Here is an 18,017-nt window from a genome sequence, read left to right as displayed (position 1 = left end):
GGATATCCGCCAGGCCTCACCCCAGTGACGCGGTCGCCTCGGCCAGCTTCTCCTGCGCGGCCTCCCAGCGGGCATAGAGGTCTTCCAGCTCCTCCTTGCTCGCGCGGTGCGTGTCCATCAGCGGCTTGGCGCGCGCGAAGTCGTTGTAGAGGGCCGGGTCCGCGAGCTGCGCCTCGCGCTCCTTCTGCCCGGCCTCCACCTCGGCGATGCGGGCCTCCAGCTTCGCGATCTCCTTCTTGAGGGGCCCCTCCACCACGCTGCGGCGCTGGCGCGCCTCCGCCTCCAGCCGCTTGCGGTCCTTCTCCGTCATCGGCCCGGAGGCCACCTTGTCGCCCCGCGCCTGGCCCGCCGCGAGGGCCGCGGCCTCCGCCGCCGCCTGCTGGAGCTTCTGCTGGTGGTACAGGTAGTCGTCCAGGTTGCCCGGGTGCGGCGTGAGCTTCCCGTCCGCCACCTCCCACACGTGCGACGACAGGCCGTTGATGAAGCTCCGGCTGTGGCTGACGAACAGCAACGTGCCGCCGTAGCTCTTCAGCGCTTCAATCAGCATCTCGGCCGAGTCCAGGTCCAGGTGGTTGGTGGGCTCGTCCATCAGCAGGAAGTTGGACGGCACCAGCAGCAGCTTGGCCAGCGCCACCCGCGCGCGCTCACCCCCGCTCAGCACGCCAATGGGCTTCTCCACGTCGTCGCCGCTGAAGAGGAACGCGCCCAGCACGCCGCGCACGTAGCTCTCCGGCTTGTCCGCGGCCAGCGGGCGCACCTCTTCGATGATGGTGTTCTGCCGGTTCAGCTTGTCCGCGTGGTGCTGCGCGTAATAGCCCACCACCACGTTGTGCCCCAGCGTCACCGTCCCGGTGTCCGGCGTCAGCTCACCAGCGACCATCTTCAGGAGCGTCGTCTTGCCCGCGCCGTTCGCGCCCACCACGGCGATGCGCTGCCCCCGCTCCACGCGCCCGGTGAGGCCGTCGTAGATGGTCTGCGCGCCGTACCGCTTGGTGATGCCCTCCAGCGTCACCACGTCGCGCCCGCTCCGCTCGACCTCGGGGAAGCGGAACTTCATCGACGTCCGCTCCTCCAGGACCTGCACCTTCTCCAGCTTCTCCAACATCTTGGCGCGGCTCTGCGCCTGCCGCGCCTTGGTGGCCTTCGCGCCGAAGCGGTCGATGAAGCCCTGCAGCTCCGCGCGGCGTGACTCCACCTTCTCGGCGCGGGCCCGGAGCAGCTCCTTCTCCTCTGCGCGCAGGCGCTTGTACTCGTCGTAGTTCCCCGCGTACTCGCGCACGCCCTCCACTTCCAGGGACACCACCCGGTTGATCTGCCGGTTGAGGAAGTCCTTGTCGTGGGAGATGAGCACCAGCGCCTTGGTGGAGCGGCGCATGAAGTCGTCGAACCAGGTGAGCGTGGGCACGTCCAGGTGGTTGGTGGGCTCGTCCAGCAGGAGCAGGTCCGGGTCCTGGAGCAGCAGCCCCGCCAGGGCCGCGCGCATCCGCCAACCGCCGGACAGCGCGGAGGTGGGCTTGGCCAGGTCCGCGTCGCGGAAGCCCAGGCCCTTGAGGATGCGCTCGGCGTGGTGGCGGCCGTAGCGGTTCTCGAAGTCGTCCAGCTCCGCGTGCAGGTCCGCCAGGGACTGGGACAGCTCCAGCTGGTCCTCCTCGTCCGTGGCGGCGGCGAGCGCCTCCTCGGTCTCCTTGAGGCGCGCCTCCATCGCATCGCGGCCGGGCACGGTGCTCATCACCGCCTCCACCACGGTGCCCTCCGGCAGGCCGGCGATCTCTTGCGGCAGGTAGCCCGCCCGGGCCTTGCGGCTGTACTGCACCGTCCCCGAGTCGGGCTGGGCCACGCCCGCCAGGATTTTCATCAGCGAGCTCTTGCCTGTCCCGTTGGCCCCTACGAGGCCCACCCGGTCCCTGGGACCCAGCGTGAAGCTGTCCTGATCGAAGAGGACCTTCTTTCCGTACGAGAGACAGAGGTCCTGGGCGATGACGAGGCTCATGGCGCCGGGGATGTAACAGCCCGCGGGCTCCTCGGGAATGTCGGATGTGCCTGCCCGTTCGCTCTGGGGCCCCACAGGGGCTTTCCGGGTTGGGCCGGGGCCTGTCTATACTCTGGCCCCACATGGCTGCCCCCTGTCCCCATTGCGGAAGCACCGACGGCGTCGACCACCTCTGCTCAGGCCAGAGCCTCCAGCTCCTCGGCCAGGTGCTCGACGGCCGTTATAAAATCGAAAGCGTCCTGGGCCAGGGCGGCATGGGCATGGTGTTCCGCGCCACCCAGACGTCCGTGCAGCGCCCGGTGGCGGTGAAGACGCTCAACCCGTCGCTGGCCGCCGCGCCCCAGTTCTTCGAGCGCTTTCGCCGGGAGGCGGAGCTCGCCAGCCGGCTGCGCCACCCCAACGTCATCACCATCTTCGACTTCGGCCGGTCGCCGGACGGCACCTGCTACTACGTGATGGAGCTGCTGGAAGGCGAAAGCCTGAAGGAGACGGTGAAGCGCCAGGGCCCCATGTCCCTGCGCCGGGCCTTGAGCCTCGTGGAGCAGGCGTCGCAGGGGCTGGCGCACGCGCACGCGGAGGGCTGCGTCCACCGCGACTTGAAGCCGCACAACATCATGGTGCAGCAGCTCAGCGGCCAGGACTTCGTCAAGGTGCTGGACTTCGGCCTGGTGAAGGCCATGGAGGCAGAGGAGGAGGAGCAGCTCACCTCCACCGGGCAGGTGCTGGGCACGCCCCAGTACATGCCGCCCGAGCAGGCCGGCGGCGAGTCCGTGGACCAGCGCTCCGACCTCTACTCCATGGCGGGCGTGCTCTACTTCTGCCTCACCGGCAGCTCGCCCTTCGGCGCGAACACGGTGCGCAAGGCGCTGACGGCGTCGCTCACCCAGCCGGTGCCCGCCGTCAACACCAAGCGCCAGGGCGCCCCGGTGCCGGCCGCGCTGGATGCCTTCTTCAAGAAGGCGCTCGCCCCGGAGAAGGAGGACCGGTACCAGAACGCGCAGGAGTTCATCGACGCGATGCTGGACACCGTAGCGGACCTCACCTCCGAGGAGCTCGACGCCATGCCGAGCGGCGGCGTCTCCAGCGCCAGCGAGCGCGGCAGCAACAGCCGCAGCCGCTCCAGCCGTCAGGGCAGCCAGAGCGGCATCCGCTCCTCGCGGGTGGGCGCCGCGCCGACCCTGGGCCGGGGCTCCACGCCGTCCAACGTCGTCGTCGCCAGGACCCAGGGCGGCGGTGGGGGCGCCGCGTCCTCCCCCAGCCGCGGGCGCTCGCAGACGTCCAGGTCCGCGCCGCCTCCTCCGCCCCCCGAGCCGGAGGGCATGTCCACCGGCAAGAAGGTGGCCCTGGTCGCCGTGCCGCTCGTCCTCCTGGGCATTGGCGCGGCCGTGGTCCTGGGCAACCAGGGTGACGGCAGCGCCCCCGCGACGCCGGTGGTGGTGAACGTCCCCCGCGATGCCTCACCGACCACGACGCAGGTCGCGACAGGAACACCCGAGGAGCCGTCCCTCCTCACCGTGAGCCTCGCCTCGACGCCGTCCGGCGCATCCATCTACGAAGGCGAGGAGATGGTGGGCACCACGCCCACGAAGCTCCAGCTCCGCCGCGACAAGGTGCACTCCTTCAGCTTCCGCATGCCGGGGCACCAGGACAAGGAGCTCACGCTCAACCTGCGCCGGGTGGCTGGGAACACACAGACGGCGAATGTGGTGCTGGAGCCTGTGCGCGCCGCGGGCCCCGGACGTTCGCCGCGCCCGCCGCCGAAGCCGTCGAGCCCGTCCGGGCCGGACATCTCCGTCTTCGAGTAGTCCCCACCAGGGGGCACGCGGAAGCGCCGCGGTGCCCCCCGGTCCTTCCGCCCCCTCGCGTCAGGCGAGCTTCGCGAGGCCCGGGAGGACCTCCCCGCTCTTGCCCACGACGCGGTGCTCGAAGCGGTTGGAGTTCTCCGCCGGGTCCAGGTTGACGAGCCACGTCTCCCCGCCGGCCTTTCGCACCTGGTCCACGATTCCAGCGGCCGGGTACACGGCGCCGGAGGTCCCCGCCGCCAGGAAGATGAGACGTCCACCCGAGGTGGCGGCCCGCAGCGAGAAGTCCTCGATGCGCTGGATGTCCGCCGGGTCCAGGTATTCGCCGAACCAGACGATGTGGGGCCGCAACTGCTGGCCACACGCATCGCACTCGGGCACCGACCCCGTGGGGTACACGGTGGCGTCGTCGAAGGGGGGCCGCTCGCAGCGGCTGCAGCGCGTCTTGAAGAGGTTGCCGTGCATCTCCACCACCCGCTGACTTCCGGCGCGGGAGTGCAGGCCATCGACGTTCTGGGTGGCGAGCAGGAAGCGGTCCCCCAGGTGACGCTCCCAGGCGACGAGCGCCTCGTGGCCCGGATTGGGGTGGACGGCGGCGGCGCCCTTGCGTCGCTCCGAGTAGAAGCGCCACACCCGCGACGGGTCCTTCCGGAAGCCCTCGGGCGACGCCACGGCCTCCACGGGCTGGTCCTCCCAGAGTCCGCTCATCCCACGGAAGGTGGGAACTCCGCTCTCAGCGGAGACCCCCGCGCCCGTGAGGACGAGCAGCCAGGTATTCGAATCGAGGGTGAGCGAATGCATGTCGGCTCCTGTGCGGCGGAAAGCGAATCAAGCTATGGAGGGGACGCTGACCCTACCGGGGCCTGACGCTCCCGGGGGTCGCCTTGCGAGGTCCCATCATGGCGGAAGTCACTCTGGATCTGCGCGGCATGCCCAAGGCCGAAGCCTACGCCGAGCTGAAGCAGCACGCGCGCGCGGTGCTCGAGGGCATCGACGACGACATCACCGGCATGGCCACCATGAGCTGCCTGCTGCACCACGCCTTCGGGCACCTGTGGACGGGCTTCTACCGCGTCGTCACGCCGGGCAAGCTGCTCCGCGTGGGCCCCTACCAGGGCACGCTCGGGTGCCTGGAAATCCCCTTCGGCAAGGGCGTGTGCGGCGCCGCCGCGGCGAAGGGCGAGACGATGGTGGTGGCGGACGTCCACGCCTTCCCGGGCCACATCACCTGCGACGGACGCTCGACGTCGGAGATTGTCGTGCCGGTGTTCGGCCGCAACCGGGAGCTGCTCGCCGTGCTCGACATTGACTCCGAGCACCCGGGCACCTTTGACGAGGTGGACCGCCGCGAGCTGGAAGACCTGGTGCGCTGGTTCCAGCGGTAGCGGCGGCCCGCGGCCGGGCGCTCAGCGCGCGCGGGCGTACGCCACGGCGAGCTGCCCGGCGAAGCGCGCGTTGTGGGTGAGCAGCGCCAGGTTGGCCTTGAGCGTCTTGCCCCCGGTGCGCTTCGCCATCTCCGACAGGAGGAAAGGCGTCACGCCCTTGCCGCGGATGCCCTGCCGGTCCGCGTCGGCGAGCGTCGCGGCGATGTGCAGCTCCACCTCGTTGCGAGGCAGGGATGTCTCCTCGGGCGGAGGCACGGTGTAGAGCACCCCGCCCTGCTTCAGCGACTCGAAGCGGGCGCGGGCGATGCGGGCGGCCGTGTCCACGTCATCCGCGCGGTGCTCCAGGGGGATGCCGGAGCCACGGCTGTAGAAGGACGGCAGCTCGTCCGTCCCCACCCCGATGACGGGCACGCCGGCCGTCTCCAACAGCTCCATCGTCTTGGGCAGGTCCAGCACGGACTTGGCGCCCGCGCACACCACTGCGACAGGGAACCGCGCCAGCGCGGCGATGTCCTGGGAGATGTCGAAGTGCTCCGACGCCCCGCGGTGCACCCCACCAATGCCGCCGGTGGAGAAGACACGGATGCCCGCGGCTGCGGCCATTTCACACGTGGCGCTCACGGTGGTGCCACCCGTGGCGCGCGTGGCCATGGCGACGGCCAGGTCCCGGGAGCCCAGCTTGAGCAGGCGCTCCTTGCCCTCCGCCAGCCGGCGCAACTCCGACTCCTCCAGCCCGATGCACAATTGCCCATCGATGATGGCGGTGGCGGCGGGAACGGCGCCAGCGCGGCGGATGGCCTCCTCACATGCCCGGGCGGCGGCCAGGTTGTCCGGATAGGGAAGGCCCTGGGCCACGACGCTCGTCTCCAGGGCCACCAGCGGTTGGCCGGCCTCGAGCGCGCGGCGCACCTCTTCCGAAAAGCGTAGGTCCATGCCCAGGCGTTTAGCATGCCCGCCTCTCAACGTCGGCTTGCGCGCGCGGCCCCTCGGGCCTATTCCCCTGCCGCCGTGTCCACGTCCACCACCGCCGTCGTGCCTGCCCCTTCGCGCGGCTTCTCCGCGTCCGACCTGGCCATCGTCGGCGTCGTGATTGTCTGGGGCACCAACTACACGGTGGTGAAGGAGGCGATGGAGACGCTCCCTCCCCTGGCCTTCATGTCGCTGCGCTTCACCATCGCGGCGTTGGCCATGGGCGCGTTGCTCCTCGGCGTCGAAGGCTGGAAGCCGCTTCCCCGCCCGGTGTTCCTCAAGCTGCTGGGGCTCGGGCTGGTGGGCAACACCGTGTACCAGTTGTGCTTCATCCTCGGCCTGGCGAACACCTCGGTGGCGAACAGCGGGATGCTGACAGCGGTGACGCCGGTGCTGGTGGCCACGCTCGGTGCCCTGTTCGGCGTGGAGCGGCTCACCCGCCCGCTCGTCGTGGCACTGGGTCTGGGCGTGGTGGGGATGCTGCTGGTGCTGGGGGGACGCGGCGCGTCCCAACATGGCGCGTCCTCGCTGGGTGACGGGCTCATCGTCGGCGCCAGCCTCTGCTGGGCGCTCTACACGGTGGGCATCCGCACCGTGAGCCCGGAGGTGTCCGCGCTGCGCATCACCGCCATCAGCATGCTGACGGGCGCGCCGGGCGTGGTGCTCGCGGGCGTGCCCGAGCTGCTGCGCCTGGAGACCGAGCACATCACCGCCGGCGCCTGGGCGGGCGTCGTGTACTCGGCGCTGGTGCCGCTGGTGCTCGCGTACTTCATCTGGGGCCGCACCGTGCAGCAGGTGGGCAGCAGCCGCGCGGGCCTCTACAACACCGGCATCCCCGTGGTGGCCGCCCTCACGGCGTGGGCCGTGCGCGGAGAGCGCCCCACCTGGGTGCAGGTGCTTGGCGCGGGGCTGGTGCTCACTGGCGTGCTGCTCAGCCGGCGGAAGTCGTAGGCCGCGCGGGCGCGCTCATTCCCGGCGACCCCGCTCCACCGCGAGGCCGTACTCCTCCATCTTCTTGTCCAGCGTGGGCCGGCTGATGCCGAGCAGCTCCGCGGCGAGCACCTTCTTCCCCGACGCCTCGCGCAGGGCCTCGGCGATGGCATCGCGCTCCAGCCGGGCCACGCGCCCCTGCAGCGTCTTGTCGCCTTCGCCGCCCTCCTGGAACTCCGGGGGCAGTTGAAGCGCGCCCACGCGGCTTGACGCGTACAACAGGCCCAGTCGCTCGCCCACCAACTCCAGCTCGCGCAGGTTCTGCGGCCACGCGTACTCCAGCAGCAGCCGCCGGGCCTCGGGGCTGAGCGTCGGTGGTTCCTTGCGAATCCGGCGGGCCGCGCGCGCCGCGAACTGCTCCAGCAGCGGCAGCACGTCCGCGCGCCGCTCACGGATGGGCGGAGCGTCCAGCTCGAAGCCCGACAGCACCCGAGCCAACGCGGACTCCACGTCACCACGCGCCGCCAGCAACGACACCGACGCGGGCGCGGTGGCCAGCACCCGCACGTCCACGGGCTCCTCGCCGCCTTGCCGCGCGGGCGCCGCGCGACGCGCCAGGGCCCGCGCCAGTCGCTCCGAAGCGGGCCGCGCGAGCGACTCCACGTGGAGCAGCACCAGCGAGCCCCCATCCGCGCGCAGCAGCGCGGACACGACGGGCGGGTGCCCGGGCGCGCTCGCCCTGCCGAACAGCGCCTCCTCAACGGCCTCGGCGGGCTCCCGGCAGTCCACCACGATGAAGGGCCCCAGGGCTCGAGGCGAGCGCGCATGGACGAAGCGGGCCAGCAGCGCCTTGCCCACGCCCGGCTCGCCATGAATCACCACCGGCGCGGCGCTGGCGGCCACCCGGCGCGCCAGCTCCAACAAGGCCCGCAGCGGTCGGGACGTACCAGAGAGCGCGGCCACGGGCGGCTCCGCCTCCACGCGGGAGCGCACGGTGGTGTAGGCCTCGCCACCCAACCGTCCCAGCGCCGCGAGCAACTGGCCCTCCCCTTCGCTGAACTTCGGCTCCGCCCGCGTCACGTACAGCACGCCGAAGGGCATGCCGCCCGAGGCAACCAGGGGCGCGCAGAGGATGTCATCCGTCTGGACGAGCTCCTTCCGCTCCAGCGCGGCCTGCGCCAGCGCGCGCGGCATCGTAAGCGCCTCCGCGCCCGCCACCGCGGCGGTGAGCAAGCCATCACTGCTGCCCAGCAGCGCGGCCGCGCGGTCGGCATTGAGCGCGTGCGCGACCTCGTCCGCCAGGCGTCGCAGCACCAGTGCGCCACTGGTTGCCCCCAACAAGGCAATGCCCGCCGAGTACATCGCCGCCGCCGTGCCCACGTGAGGCAGCACTTCTTCAATCGGAACCTGGCCGACCTTCTCCGGCCCATCGGCCACCAGGGTCACCGGGGGCGGCTCGAAGAGAGCCGTCGTCGCGCCCACGCGCACCTGGTCACCGGGCTTGAGCACCACTTCGCCCATGAGGCGCTCGCCGTTGACGAACGTCCCGTTGCGCGAGCGCAAGTCGCGGAGGTGCGACTGCCCGTCGAGGACGGAGATCAGCGCGTGCTTGCGGGAGACTTGATGGTCATCCAGCGGGATTTCACACGACGGACTGCGGCCAATCGTCGCCTCCGCGAGCACGTCGTGACGACGCCCCGCGGAAGGACCGGTGAGCAGCAGGAGGGCGGGCATGGGGCGCGGAGCCTAGCGCCCCGCAATGGCCGGGCAAGGCCCCCCGGCACCGCTTGCTACATCGGCCGTTCGGCGTTCAGGAGTTCACGGAGTTCCCGCTCATCCAACGCCCGGCCTTCCCGGCTGATGGCCAGCGCGTTGACCTGGGTCTCCGCGACCTCCACGTGGGCGCCCTTGCGCCACTCGGTTGTATGCACTGCGCCATCCACGAGCTTGCCCACCACGGAGCCCTCGTCCCGGCCCATGACCTCCAGCCACAAGTTTTCCGTGACGGTGTTCCCGTCGGGATGGGTGTCGAAGGGTGCGCGCACCAGGAAGGTGAGCGGCTCCATCAGCCCCTTGCGCTGGAAGCGCGCCAGGAAGGACGGGAGCACCAGCTGGGCCTCGCGCCGCATGGCCTGGGTCTGCTCCTCCGGCTCCTTCTCGAAGCGCTCGCGATAGGGCTCCAGCAGCTGGGACGTGTTGTGCCGGCCCAGCGGGGACACCACGGTGAGGAAGAGCCCCTCGTGTCCCTCGAAGGTGTCCAGGGGGACGCCCAGCAGGTTGGCGCGGGCCTCCTCCGAGGGCACGAGCGTGAAGACCTGCCCCTCGCTGGTGCCCACCTGGGTGCGCAGCGCCGGCCCCTGCCCGAAGGCCAGGTCGGTGCACAGCTCGTGAAGGAAGCTCTCCGCGGCCAGCAGGTCCTTCTCGGCCAGGTGGAAGATTTCCAGGTCCCGAGCCCCGAACTTCTCCATCCCGTGCGAGTGCACCCACAGGGGCGTGTCCCCCTCCGTCGCCTCCACGGCATGGAGGTGGACGTGGTCGCGGATGTCGAAGTCCAGCTCCGTGATTTCCACCACGTCGTCGGGCTCGTGGAGCTTGAAGGCGGTGAGGTCCACCAGCACGCCCTGCACGTGCTCCAGCAGCGTGCGCACGGCCCACAGCGCCTCGAAGACAGGCAGCGTGGGCTGCGCCCCACCCGGCTCCACGGACAGATGGTAGTAGGCCGTGGCGCGCCCCAGCCGCTCGAAGGCGTCCGGGCTGCCGCTGAACACCTCCTTGCGGAAGCGCGGCAGGCCCTCGGAGCCCCGCGTCAGGCGCACCAGCACCTCGGAGCCGTCCGCCCGCAGCGTGAAACCCTCGTCGTCCGCGTCCGGGGTGAACTCCACCTCATCGTTCGCGAAGGACGCGCGCAGTGCCTCGATGGGAGCCGGGCCCTCCTGCTCCGTCGCCAGCAGGTAGACCTCCATCACAGGTGCTTCTCGATCTGCCGGAAGAGGTCCACGCGGTCCACCAGGTTGGTCAAATAGTCGAGCTTGTCCGTGGGAAGCACGAGCACCGGCGACAGGCGGTAGCCCTCGAACCACTCCTCATAGAGGGCGTTGAGGCGCTGCAGGTACCGGGTGGGGATGTCCCGCTCCATGGCCCGGCCGCGGATGCGGATGCGCTCACGAATCGTCTGCACCGGGCAGCGGAGGTAGATCATGAGGTCGGGGGGCCGCAACGACTCCGAAATCGTCTCGTACAGCTCGCAGTACGTCTTCCAGTCCCGCTTGTCGATGAGCCGCTGCCGGTGGAGGTTCTTGGCGAAGATCTCCGCGTCCTCATAGAGGGTGCGGTCCTGAAGCACCGTCCCGGAGGTGCGCTCCAGCTCCCGGTGCAGGCGGAACTTGTGCGTCAGGAAGAAGAGCTGCGAGCGGAACGCCCACGTCTTCATGTCCTTGTAGAAGTCCGCCAGATAGGGGTTCTGGTCGTTGGGTTCGAAGGAGGGCGTCAACCCGTACTTCCGGCAGAGGAAGGACGTCAGCTCCGTCTTTCCGGCGCCGATGTTGCCCGCGATGGCGATGAACTTTTTCCTGGCCACACCACCCCTGCTTGTAACCCCGCCGAGCGGCGCGCACCAGAAACAACGTGTAGGTAGGACGTGGTAGAAGAAGTGCATGCCCCCCCGTCGTCCCGTTCAACGCGTGACAGGTGCCACCGTCCTCCCGCCTGGGAGTCGCCGCCTGAGCGTCTGGCCAGGGAGCTTCGGCGGGCAAGCCCGCGGGCCCGGGCACCTTCCGGCCTTGAACATCGGCCCCCAGGAGGCGGGCTGAGGGATGCGCAAGCTCTTTTGCATTTTCGTGGCGGGTGTCTGGACGCTCGTCTGTTTCCACCTGGCCATCCTGGCGATGCTGCTCACGCTCAACCCATCGCGCTCCATCTGGGTGGCGCGAGAGCTCTGGTCGCCCGTCCTGCTGTGGGCAGGGGGCGCGACGCTGGAAGTCATCGGCCAGGAGAACGTGGACCCGAATCGGCCCACCATCTACGTGGCCAACCACCAGTCCACCATCGACATCCCGGCGCACTTCATGGCCGTCGCCGTCCCGTTCCGCTACGTCGCCAAGTCGCAGCTCAAGTGGGTGCCCCTCATCGGCTGGTACCTGGCGCTCGCGGGCCACGTCTTCGTCAACCGGTCCAACCGCTCCAAGGCCATTGCCTCGCTCAACGCGGCAGCGGCCAAGATTCGCGGCGGCACCAGCATCTTCCTGTATCCGGAAGGCACCCGCTCGACGGACGGCCGCGTCCTGCCCTTCAAGAAGGGCCCCTTCGCCCTGGCGCTGAAGGCCCGCGTCCCCGTCTGCCCCGTCACCATCGAGGGCTCCGGCAACCTGATGCCCAAGTCCACCTGGAACATCACCCCCGGTCCCATCCGCGTGAAGATTGGCAAGCCCATCGACACGACCACGTTCGCCGAAGGCGACCGCGAAGGCCTGGCCCGAGCCGTCCGCGCCGTCATCATCGCGGACAGCCTGTCCCTCGGGGGCAAGGGCGGCGACGTGGATGACGCCGTGGCCGCCGCGGGCGTCGAGGGCGTCAGCGGCACGCGCGCCCGCGCAGTCTCCTCCTCCTGAGAAGCCTCTCCGAGATGACCATCCGCCACCTCCGTTCCCGTCCCTGGATTCGCGCCGCGGTGCTCGGCGTAGGCCTCCTGGCTGGCTGCAGCACCACCTCCACCCACTCCGCCAAGACGCGCCCCACCGATCCGCTTTCCCAGGCGCGGGCCTACCTGGACGAGCATCAGCCCACGAAGGCGCTGGGGCTGCTGACGGACCTGCACCGGCAGTCGCCGGACGACCTGGACGTGGCGCGCTCGCTCACCGAGGCCTACGTGAAGGCGGGGCAGACGGACGCGTGGATCGCGGAGCTCCAGAAGCGAATCGCGGCGGGTGAGCGCGCGAGCGACCAGTACATGCTGGGCCTCGCCCTCTTCTCACGCGCTCGCGACGCGGGGGCCCCCAGCGTCGCCGCCTTCGAGCGCGCCACGGCGTTGGCACCGGACACCGCGGAGTTCCACTACCGGCTGGGGCTCGCGCGGCTGGAGTCCGAACAGTACCCGGAGGCGCTCGGGCCCCTGCGGCGCGCCACGGCGTTGGCGCCGGACCGCACCGCCTGGCGCCTGCCGCTGGCCAAGGCGCTGCACCGCACGGGAGACGCGCCCGGGGCCGTGGAGGCGCTCGGCACGGTGGTGCGGGGCCAGCCCACGCCGGCCGAAGTCACCACCGCGCGGGCGCTGATGGAGCAGATCGCGGACCCGTTCTCCGGCTTCCCCAAGGCCGCCGAGGCGAAGCTGGAAGAAGGCATGCGCTACCTCAAGGACCTGGATGCGCCCCAGCACGCCATCCTCGCCTTCGAGGAGATCCTGCTCGACTACCCGGACGTCGCGGTGGTGCATGCGTTGCTGGGCCTGGCCTACCAACGCCTGGATGACGCGGGACGCGCGGTGGATGAGTTCAAGCAGGCCATCGAGCGCGCCCCCCGCGACGGCAAGAACCACTTCTACCTGGGCGAGCTCTACCTGGCGCGCCAGCGTCCCGACGCGGCCCGCGCCTCCTTCGAAAAAGCCGTGGCGCTCCACCCACTGCTCGAGACCGCCTGGTTCCACCTGGGAGACCTCCACCTGGAACGCAGGGACCTCACGGCCGCCCGCGAGTCCTTCACCGTGGCCACCTCCCTGGCACCGGAGGCCGTGGCGACGCGAGGCAAGCTGGCGCTCGTGTACCAACTGGAGGGCGACTTCGCCGCCGCCGAGCGCGAGCTGCGCCGCGTGGTCGAAAAGGACCCGGAGAACATGGAGTTCAGCCTGCGCTTGGGGCTGCTCTACACCGAGCAGGCGATGAAGGCCTCGCGTGCAGAGGCGCGGAAGACGGCGGCCAGCGAGGCCGAGCGCTGGCTGATGAAGGTGCTGGAGACCCAGCCTGAAAACGCGGTGGCGTCCCGTGCGCTTCAGCAACTCAAGGCACAGTAGCCATCCACGGGCCCAGCCCTCTACACTCATTGCCCGATGAGCGACGGTCGCAAGCCCCCTCCGCCTGGAACGCAGCCTCCTCGGGCGGCGTCTCCGTCTGGCTCTCAGCCGCGCACGCCGACGAACCCCGGCATGCCGCGCGCACCCAGCCAGTCCAATCTGCGGGTGATGTCCGCCGCGCGCGCCGAGCCCCTCCAGAAGGAGAAGCCAGACGGTCCGCTGGGGAAGCGGCTGGCGGGGGATGCCTCGAACCACCTCCTCAACGGCCTCTCCATCCTCAAAGAGCTGGTCGCGGACTTCCGCCAGAGCGACCGCTTCTTCAAGTACAAGGCGTCCATCATCGCCGGCTGGCTGATGATGACGGTGATGAGCCTGGCCATTGCGTGCCCAGGCAGCACAGTGCGCAAGGGGGACATGGACGCGCGCCTGGTGCTCAGTGACAGGTTGGACCGGCCCTCGGTCACCATCTGGAACGAGAGCAAGGAGCCCTGGTACGACGTCACCCTCACCGTCAATGGGCAGTACCAGGCGGCGGTGCTGACGGTGGCCCCGGGTGAGTTCATCACCATCACCCCCAAGCAGCTGATGGGCTCCAGCGGCGCCGCGCCCGCGGACCTCCGCTTCCAGTCCATCCAGATGCGCAGCCGGGATGACAGCGCGGACCTGACCGAGGACCTCAACGCCGCCTGGGAGCGCCTTCGCAAGCCGCAGCGGTAGTCCGCCGTGGACACACGAAGGGCGCCCTTCCTCTCGGAAGCGCGCCCTCGCGTTGCTCCAGGCCCCTCCTCACGAAGGGGCCAGGGATGCCGTCCGTACGGGACTACTCCGCCTTCGTCTCTTCCGCAGGCTCAGCCGCCGCCTCGGTGTCGACAGGAGCGGCCTTCTCCGGCCGGTCCACGAGCTCCAGGAGGGCCATCTCCGCGGCGTCGCCCCGGCGGAAGCCGAGCCGAACGATGCGGGTGTAGCCACCGGGACGGGTGGCGTACCGGTCCTTGTACTCGCTGAACACCTTCTGCAGCACGTCGCGGTCCTTGACCGTACGCGCCGCCAGGCGAACGTTGGCGAGGCCGCCACGCTTGCCCAGGGTGATGATCCGCTCCGCGATCTTCCGGGCCTCCTTGGCCTTGGGAAGCGTGGTGCGGATGGCCTGGTGCTCCAGCAGTGAGGTCACCATATTGTTGAGCATCGCGAGCCGGTGGCTCGTGGTGCGGTGAAGCTTCCTCTGTCCGACCTTGTGGCGCATCGTCGTGCTCCAGAGTCCTTGTGGGACTCCACCACTCCGGCCGTGTCAGGTACCGGGTGGGATGGGAGGACCCGGCACGGGGCCCACCGCTGTCATTCGGACCGGAAGACGTCCCAGCCCCCTCCCCTCGCGCCGCTGACTGCCGTACCCGCGGCCGCGTGGGGAGGCCCTGAGTGAACCCTACTACGCCTTCGGCTGCGCGGGAGCCGGCGCCTGCTTCGGCGGCCAGTTCTCCAGCTTCATGCCCAGCGACAGGCCCATCTCCGCGAGGATCTCCTTGATCTCCTTCAGAGACTTGCGGCCGAAGTTCTTCGTCTTGAGCATCTCGGCCTCGGTGCGCTGCACGAGGTCGCCGATGGACTTGATGTTCGCCTGCTGCAGGCAGTTCGCCGAGCGGACCGACAGCTCGAGCTCATCCACCGAACGGAACAGGTTCTCGTTCAGCTTCGCCTCTTCCTTCGGCGCCTCGGCGACGACGGGCTCCTCCGTCTCGTCGAAGTTCACGAAGACGGTGAGCTGCTCCTTGATGATCTTCGCCGCGTACGCCACCGCGTCCTGCGGCGACACGGAGCCGTCCGTCCAGACCTCGAGCGCCAGCTTGTCGAAATCGGTGACCTGGCCGACGCGCGCGTTGGTGACCTGGTAGTTCACCTTGCGGATGGGCGAGAACAGCGAGTCGATGGGGATGGTGCCGATGGGCGCACCCGCCACCTTGTTCACGTTGGCCGGCGTGTAGCCACGGCCGCGGCGGCACGTCAGCTCCATGCGGAGCTTGCCGCCCTCGGAGATGGTGCAGATGTGGTGGCCCGGGTTGAGGATCTCCGTGTCCGGGTCGGTGATGATGTCACCGGCCTTGACCTCCTTGGGGCCCTCCGCCTCGATGCGGAGCGTCTTCGTCTCGTTCGTGTGCATCCGAAGGAGGACTTCCTTCAGGTTCAGCACGACGTCCGTGACGTCCTCGGACACCTCGGGGATGGTGGTGAACTCGTGGTCCACGCCTTCAATCTTCACGGAGGTGATGGCGGCGCCCTGCAGCGACGACAGCAGCACCCGGCGGAGCGAGTTGCCCAGCGTCGTACCGAAACCGCGCTCGAGCGGCTCCGCGACGAACTTGCCGTAGGTGGGGGTCGCACTGTCCTGATCCACCTCCATGCGACGGGGCTTGATCAGGTCACGCCAGTTCTTCGCAACAAACGTATCAGCCATGGTGTACCGCTCCTCAAGTCGTGCCGCACCACCGACTTACCCACCGGCCTGGCGGGAGGATGCGCACGCGGGGACTGCGACTGCTTGAAAGCAAGACGCCCCGGCCTTTTCGGCCAGGGCGTCCACTGCGACATCCAGCGTGCCTACTTCGAGTAGAGCTCGACGATGAGCTGCTCGGAGATGGGCATCGTCAGGTCCTCACGGTTCGGAACCGTGGTGACCGTGCCCTTGAACGCCTTCTTGTCCAGGGAGATCCACTGCGGAACGCCACGGCGGTCCACCGTCTCCAGCGCCTCGGAGATGCGGAGCACCTTACGGCTCTTCTCCACCACCTCCACCGCGGTACCCGGCTTCACGGCGAACGAGGGAATGTTCACCTTGCGGCCGTTCACCTGGAAGTGGCCGTGACGCACCAGCTGGCGCGCCTCGTTGCGCGTGTCCGCGAAGCCCATGCGGAACACCACGTTGTCCAGACGGAGCTCCAGCTGCTGCAGGAGGTTCTCACCCGTCTTGCCCTTGGCGGCGGACGCGCGGTGGTAGTAGCCGCGGAACTGGTTCTCCAGCAGGCCGTACATGCGCTTGACCTTCTGCTTCTCGCGCAGCTGCACGCCGTAGCCGGAGAACTTCACGCGGCCCTGGCCGTGCTGACCCGGGGGATAGGGGCGACGCTCAATGGCGCACTTGTCCGTGTAGCAACGGTCGCCCTTGAGGTACATCTTCAGGTTTTCGCGCCGGCAGATGCGGCAGACGCTGGCAGTGTAACGAGCCATTGAGGGGTCCTTAGAGGTGATCTGGAGCCGCCCACACACCAGGGCGTGAGGGCAGCCCTGACGAAGGGGTTAGACGCGGCGACGCTTGGGCTGACGGCACCCGTTGTGCGGGATGGGCGTCACGTCGCGGATGAGGTTGATCTTCAGACCGGCGGCGGCCAGCGCGCGCAGCGCCGACTCGCGGCCCGCGCCCGGGCCCTTCACGAACACGGACACGTTCTTCAGGCCGTGCTCCATCGCCTTCGCCGCGGCGTCGCCAGCGGCCACCTGCGCCGCGAACGGGGTGGACTTGCGGCTTCCCTTGAAGCCACGCGCCCCGGCGGACGACCAGGAGATCACGTTCCCGGACACGTCCGTGATCGTGATGATGGTGTTGTTGAACGTGGACTGGATGTGGACCACGCCGTTGAGGATGCTCTTCTTGCCCTTGCGCTTCGACTTCTTCGCGGCAGGGGCCTCGCCCTCGGTGCCCGTGGGCGCCGCAGCCGAAGTATTGATCTCGTCAGCCATGTGGATTGCTGCTCCTGAGAGGAGGTGATCGACGCCGGTACCTCATGGGACCGGCGCTGCGTTTAGCGGCCCGCCGCCGGCTTCGCCCGGACGATGCCCCGCTTCGGACCCTTGCGGGTACGCGCGTTGGTGTGGGTCCGCTGGCCACGAACCGGCAGGCCCTTGCGGTGACGAAGACCCCGGTAGCAACCCAGGTCCATCAGCCGCTTGATGTTCATGGTGACTTCACGCCGGAGGTCGCCCTCCACCTTGTAGCTGGCCTCGATGATCTCGCGGATCTTACGGGCCTGCTCCTCGGTGAGGTCCTTGGTCCGGGTCGTGGGATCGATGCCCGCCGCGGCAATGATGTCTTGCGCGGACTTGTTGCCGATCCCGTAGATGTACTGGAGCGAGATCACCGCGCGCTTGTTGGGCGGCAGATCGATGCCGGCGATACGAGCCATCTTCGGTCTTCCTTCTTAAGTGGAGTTGGTCTGAAGCCAACGGCCGGTTGGCCGTTAGCCCTGGCGCTGCTTGTGCCGGGGGTTGGAGGCGCAAATGATGCGCACGATTCCCTTACGGCGAACAACCTTGCACTTGTCGCAAATCTTCTTGACGGACGCCCGAACCTTCATTGGAGCGAACTTCCTTCCTCAGCAAAAGAAAAGCCCAGCGAGCGGCCCACCATTCCCAGGCGGGAACACCCTACTACTTCGCCCGGTACGTGATCCGACCGCGCGTCAGGTCGTATGGAGACAGCTCGACCTTCACTTTGTCACCCGGGAGGATGCGGATGAAGTGCATCCTCATCTTGCCCGAGATGTGCGCGAGCACCTTGTGGCCGTTGTCCAGCACCACGCGGAACATCGCGTTCGGGAGGGGCTCCATCACGGTCCCCTCAACTTCGATGGAATCATCCTTCGGCAAGCGTCAGACTCTCTTCCCCGGACCACGAACCTCTTGGAAGCGCGGCGGGATAGCACTTTGGTCCGCAAGTGGCAAGCGTCGCGCGACTGCAAAACTTGGATTCCTACCAACCCTACATAACGGCGGTCTATTTCACCCGCAGTCACGGAAAAATCAACTCTTCCTGTCAGCCCCGTCAAGGGTCATCCCTGGGTCGAGTCCCCTGGCTGCCGACTGCGGTGTGAACTTGCGCCCGAGCCTCACGGGAGTCCAGGTCTCCCCAGGTCGGAGCTCCCCGTGCCCGGGAGGAGCAAGCTCCGCCCCTG

19 protein-coding genes are annotated in these 18,017 nt (G+C 69.1%); 6 read left to right on the top strand and 13 right to left on the bottom strand.

Features of this window, described 5'->3' with window-relative positions:
- Positions 1-16: 16 nt before the first annotated feature.
- Positions 17-1,990 (bottom strand): ABC-F family ATP-binding cassette domain-containing protein, encoded by a 1,974-nt coding sequence (locus HV826_RS24755; protein WP_176419449.1) that lies wholly within the window; start codon positions 1,988-1,990, stop codon positions 17-19.
- Between the two features lie 122 nt (positions 1,991-2,112).
- Between HV826_RS24755 and HV826_RS24750 the strand changes: the two genes are divergently transcribed.
- Positions 2,113-3,795, top strand: coding sequence for a serine/threonine-protein kinase (locus HV826_RS24750; RefSeq protein ID WP_176419448.1), 1,683 nt, complete (start codon positions 2,113-2,115; stop codon positions 3,793-3,795).
- Positions 3,796-3,855: 60 nt separating this feature from the next.
- Here the strand turns inward: HV826_RS24750 and HV826_RS24745 are convergent, their stop codons facing one another.
- Positions 3,856-4,593, bottom strand: coding sequence for an NAD-dependent deacylase (locus HV826_RS24745; RefSeq protein WP_176419447.1), 738 nt, complete (start codon positions 4,591-4,593; stop codon positions 3,856-3,858).
- A 98-nt stretch (positions 4,594-4,691) separates the two neighbouring features.
- Between HV826_RS24745 and HV826_RS24740 the strand changes: the two genes are divergently transcribed.
- Positions 4,692-5,177, top strand: a complete 486-nt coding sequence (locus HV826_RS24740; protein WP_176419446.1) for a GAF domain-containing protein — start codon at positions 4,692-4,694, stop codon at positions 5,175-5,177.
- A gap of 21 nt (positions 5,178-5,198) precedes the next feature.
- Here HV826_RS24740 and HV826_RS24735 read toward each other — a convergent pair whose 3' ends face one another.
- A complete protein-coding gene (locus HV826_RS24735; RefSeq protein WP_176419445.1) occupies positions 5,199-6,110 on the bottom strand; it encodes a pseudouridine-5'-phosphate glycosidase in 912 nt (303 codons plus the stop codon).
- Positions 6,111-6,185: 75 nt separating this feature from the next.
- On the opposite strand from HV826_RS24735, the gene HV826_RS24730 reads away from it, so the two are divergent.
- The gene (locus HV826_RS24730) at positions 6,186-7,097 is read left to right on the top strand and encodes a DMT family transporter (RefSeq protein ID WP_176419466.1); all 912 of its coding nucleotides are present in this window, start codon (positions 6,186-6,188) and stop codon (positions 7,095-7,097) included.
- A 15-nt stretch (positions 7,098-7,112) separates the two neighbouring features.
- On the opposite strand, the gene HV826_RS24725 is transcribed toward HV826_RS24730, so the two are convergent.
- Genes HV826_RS24725 through HV826_RS24715 form a run of 3 tightly spaced genes read right to left on the bottom strand, consistent with a single transcriptional unit; the run spans position 7,113 to position 10,653 of the window.
- The gene (locus tag HV826_RS24725) at positions 7,113-8,810 is read right to left on the bottom strand and encodes an FHA domain-containing protein (RefSeq protein WP_176419444.1); all 1,698 of its coding nucleotides are present in this window, start codon (positions 8,808-8,810) and stop codon (positions 7,113-7,115) included.
- Between the two features lie 56 nt (positions 8,811-8,866).
- The gene (locus HV826_RS24720) at positions 8,867-10,042 is read right to left on the bottom strand and encodes a DUF2314 domain-containing protein (RefSeq protein WP_176419443.1); all 1,176 of its coding nucleotides are present in this window, start codon (positions 10,040-10,042) and stop codon (positions 8,867-8,869) included.
- Positions 10,039-10,653: a deoxynucleoside kinase gene (locus HV826_RS24715; RefSeq protein ID WP_011553366.1), complete on the bottom strand. Its 615-nt coding sequence runs from the start codon at positions 10,651-10,653 to the stop codon at positions 10,039-10,041. The genes HV826_RS24720 and HV826_RS24715 overlap by 4 nt, the downstream gene beginning before the upstream one ends.
- A 235-nt stretch (positions 10,654-10,888) precedes the next feature.
- Between HV826_RS24715 and HV826_RS24710 the strand changes: the two genes are divergently transcribed.
- The 3 genes from HV826_RS24710 to HV826_RS24700 all read left to right on the top strand — a co-directional run bounded on the left by HV826_RS24710 (position 10,889) and on the right by HV826_RS24700 (position 13,794).
- Positions 10,889-11,683: a 1-acyl-sn-glycerol-3-phosphate acyltransferase gene (locus HV826_RS24710; protein WP_176419442.1), complete on the top strand. Its 795-nt coding sequence runs from the start codon at positions 10,889-10,891 to the stop codon at positions 11,681-11,683.
- Positions 11,684-11,697: 14 nt separating this feature from the next.
- Entirely contained in the window at positions 11,698-13,077 is a 1,380-nt protein-coding gene (locus HV826_RS24705; RefSeq protein ID WP_176419441.1) for a lipopolysaccharide assembly protein LapB, read from the top strand.
- A 132-nt stretch (positions 13,078-13,209) separates the two neighbouring features.
- Entirely contained in the window at positions 13,210-13,794 is a 585-nt protein-coding gene (locus tag HV826_RS24700; RefSeq protein ID WP_255208195.1) for a hypothetical protein, read from the top strand.
- 103 nt (positions 13,795-13,897) lie between these two features.
- Here the strand turns inward: HV826_RS24700 and rplQ are convergent, their stop codons facing one another.
- From rplQ to infA, 7 genes are all read right to left on the bottom strand, one after another.
- Entirely contained in the window at positions 13,898-14,320 is a 423-nt protein-coding gene (gene rplQ / locus HV826_RS24695; protein WP_176419439.1) for a 50S ribosomal protein L17, read from the bottom strand.
- Positions 14,321-14,503: 183 nt separating this feature from the next.
- Positions 14,504-15,526, bottom strand: coding sequence for a DNA-directed RNA polymerase subunit alpha (locus tag HV826_RS24690; RefSeq protein WP_163779837.1), 1,023 nt, complete (start codon positions 15,524-15,526; stop codon positions 14,504-14,506).
- 143 nt (positions 15,527-15,669) lie between these two features.
- Positions 15,670-16,296: a 30S ribosomal protein S4 gene (gene rpsD / locus HV826_RS24685; RefSeq protein ID WP_013939890.1), complete on the bottom strand. Its 627-nt coding sequence runs from the start codon at positions 16,294-16,296 to the stop codon at positions 15,670-15,672.
- A 69-nt stretch (positions 16,297-16,365) separates the two neighbouring features.
- Complete coding sequence (gene rpsK / locus HV826_RS24680) at positions 16,366-16,806, bottom strand: 30S ribosomal protein S11 (protein WP_140791196.1); 441 nt, start codon at positions 16,804-16,806, stop codon at positions 16,366-16,368.
- A gap of 62 nt (positions 16,807-16,868) precedes the next feature.
- Positions 16,869-17,249: a 30S ribosomal protein S13 gene (gene rpsM, locus HV826_RS24675; protein ID WP_013939888.1), complete on the bottom strand. Its 381-nt coding sequence runs from the start codon at positions 17,247-17,249 to the stop codon at positions 16,869-16,871.
- Between the two features lie 54 nt (positions 17,250-17,303).
- A complete protein-coding gene (gene rpmJ, locus HV826_RS24670) occupies positions 17,304-17,420 on the bottom strand; it encodes a 50S ribosomal protein L36 (protein ID WP_043321360.1) in 117 nt (38 codons plus the stop codon).
- Between the two features lie 73 nt (positions 17,421-17,493).
- Complete coding sequence (infA, locus tag HV826_RS24665) at positions 17,494-17,712, bottom strand: translation initiation factor IF-1 (RefSeq protein ID WP_002614803.1); 219 nt, start codon at positions 17,710-17,712, stop codon at positions 17,494-17,496.
- Between the last annotated feature and the right edge of the window lie 305 nt (positions 17,713-18,017).

The sequence above is a fragment of the Myxococcus sp. AM010 genome (assembly GCF_013372585.1).
In the GTDB taxonomy this organism is placed as follows: Bacteria; Myxococcota; Myxococcia; order Myxococcales; family Myxococcaceae; genus Myxococcus; species Myxococcus vastator.
Note: the sequence above shows the minus strand (reverse complement) of the source record. Positions and strands in the feature narration are given on the sequence as shown.

Excerpts from the sequence above, each read along its gene's own strand:
- HV826_RS24755 (WP_176419449.1), bottom strand. The coding sequence starts at position 1,990 with ATGAGCCTCGTCATCGCCCAGGACCTCTGTCTCTCGTACGGAAAGAAG.
- HV826_RS24750 (WP_176419448.1), top strand. The coding sequence starts at position 2,113 with ATGGCTGCCCCCTGTCCCCATTGCGGAAGCACCGACGGCGTCGACCAC.
- HV826_RS24745 (WP_176419447.1), bottom strand. The coding sequence starts at position 4,593 with ATGCATTCGCTCACCCTCGATTCGAATACCTGGCTGCTCGTCCTCACG.
- HV826_RS24740 (WP_176419446.1), top strand. The coding sequence starts at position 4,692 with ATGGCGGAAGTCACTCTGGATCTGCGCGGCATGCCCAAGGCCGAAGCC.
- HV826_RS24735 (WP_176419445.1), bottom strand. The coding sequence starts at position 6,110 with ATGGACCTACGCTTTTCGGAAGAGGTGCGCCGCGCGCTCGAGGCCGGC.
- HV826_RS24725 (WP_176419444.1), bottom strand. The coding sequence starts at position 8,810 with ATGCCCGCCCTCCTGCTGCTCACCGGTCCTTCCGCGGGGCGTCGTCAC.
- HV826_RS24710 (WP_176419442.1), top strand. The coding sequence starts at position 10,889 with ATGCGCAAGCTCTTTTGCATTTTCGTGGCGGGTGTCTGGACGCTCGTC.
- HV826_RS24705 (WP_176419441.1), top strand. The coding sequence starts at position 11,698 with ATGACCATCCGCCACCTCCGTTCCCGTCCCTGGATTCGCGCCGCGGTG.
- HV826_RS24700 (WP_255208195.1), top strand. The coding sequence starts at position 13,210 with ATGCCGCGCGCACCCAGCCAGTCCAATCTGCGGGTGATGTCCGCCGCG.
- rplQ (WP_176419439.1), bottom strand. The coding sequence starts at position 14,320 with ATGCGCCACAAGGTCGGACAGAGGAAGCTTCACCGCACCACGAGCCAC.
- HV826_RS24690 (WP_163779837.1), bottom strand. The coding sequence starts at position 15,526 with ATGGCTGATACGTTTGTTGCGAAGAACTGGCGTGACCTGATCAAGCCC.
- rpsD (WP_013939890.1), bottom strand. The coding sequence starts at position 16,296 with ATGGCTCGTTACACTGCCAGCGTCTGCCGCATCTGCCGGCGCGAAAAC.
- rpsK (WP_140791196.1), bottom strand. The coding sequence starts at position 16,806 with ATGGCTGACGAGATCAATACTTCGGCTGCGGCGCCCACGGGCACCGAG.
- rpsM (WP_013939888.1), bottom strand. The coding sequence starts at position 17,249 with ATGGCTCGTATCGCCGGCATCGATCTGCCGCCCAACAAGCGCGCGGTG.
- rpmJ (WP_043321360.1), bottom strand. The coding sequence starts at position 17,420 with ATGAAGGTTCGGGCGTCCGTCAAGAAGATTTGCGACAAGTGCAAGGTT.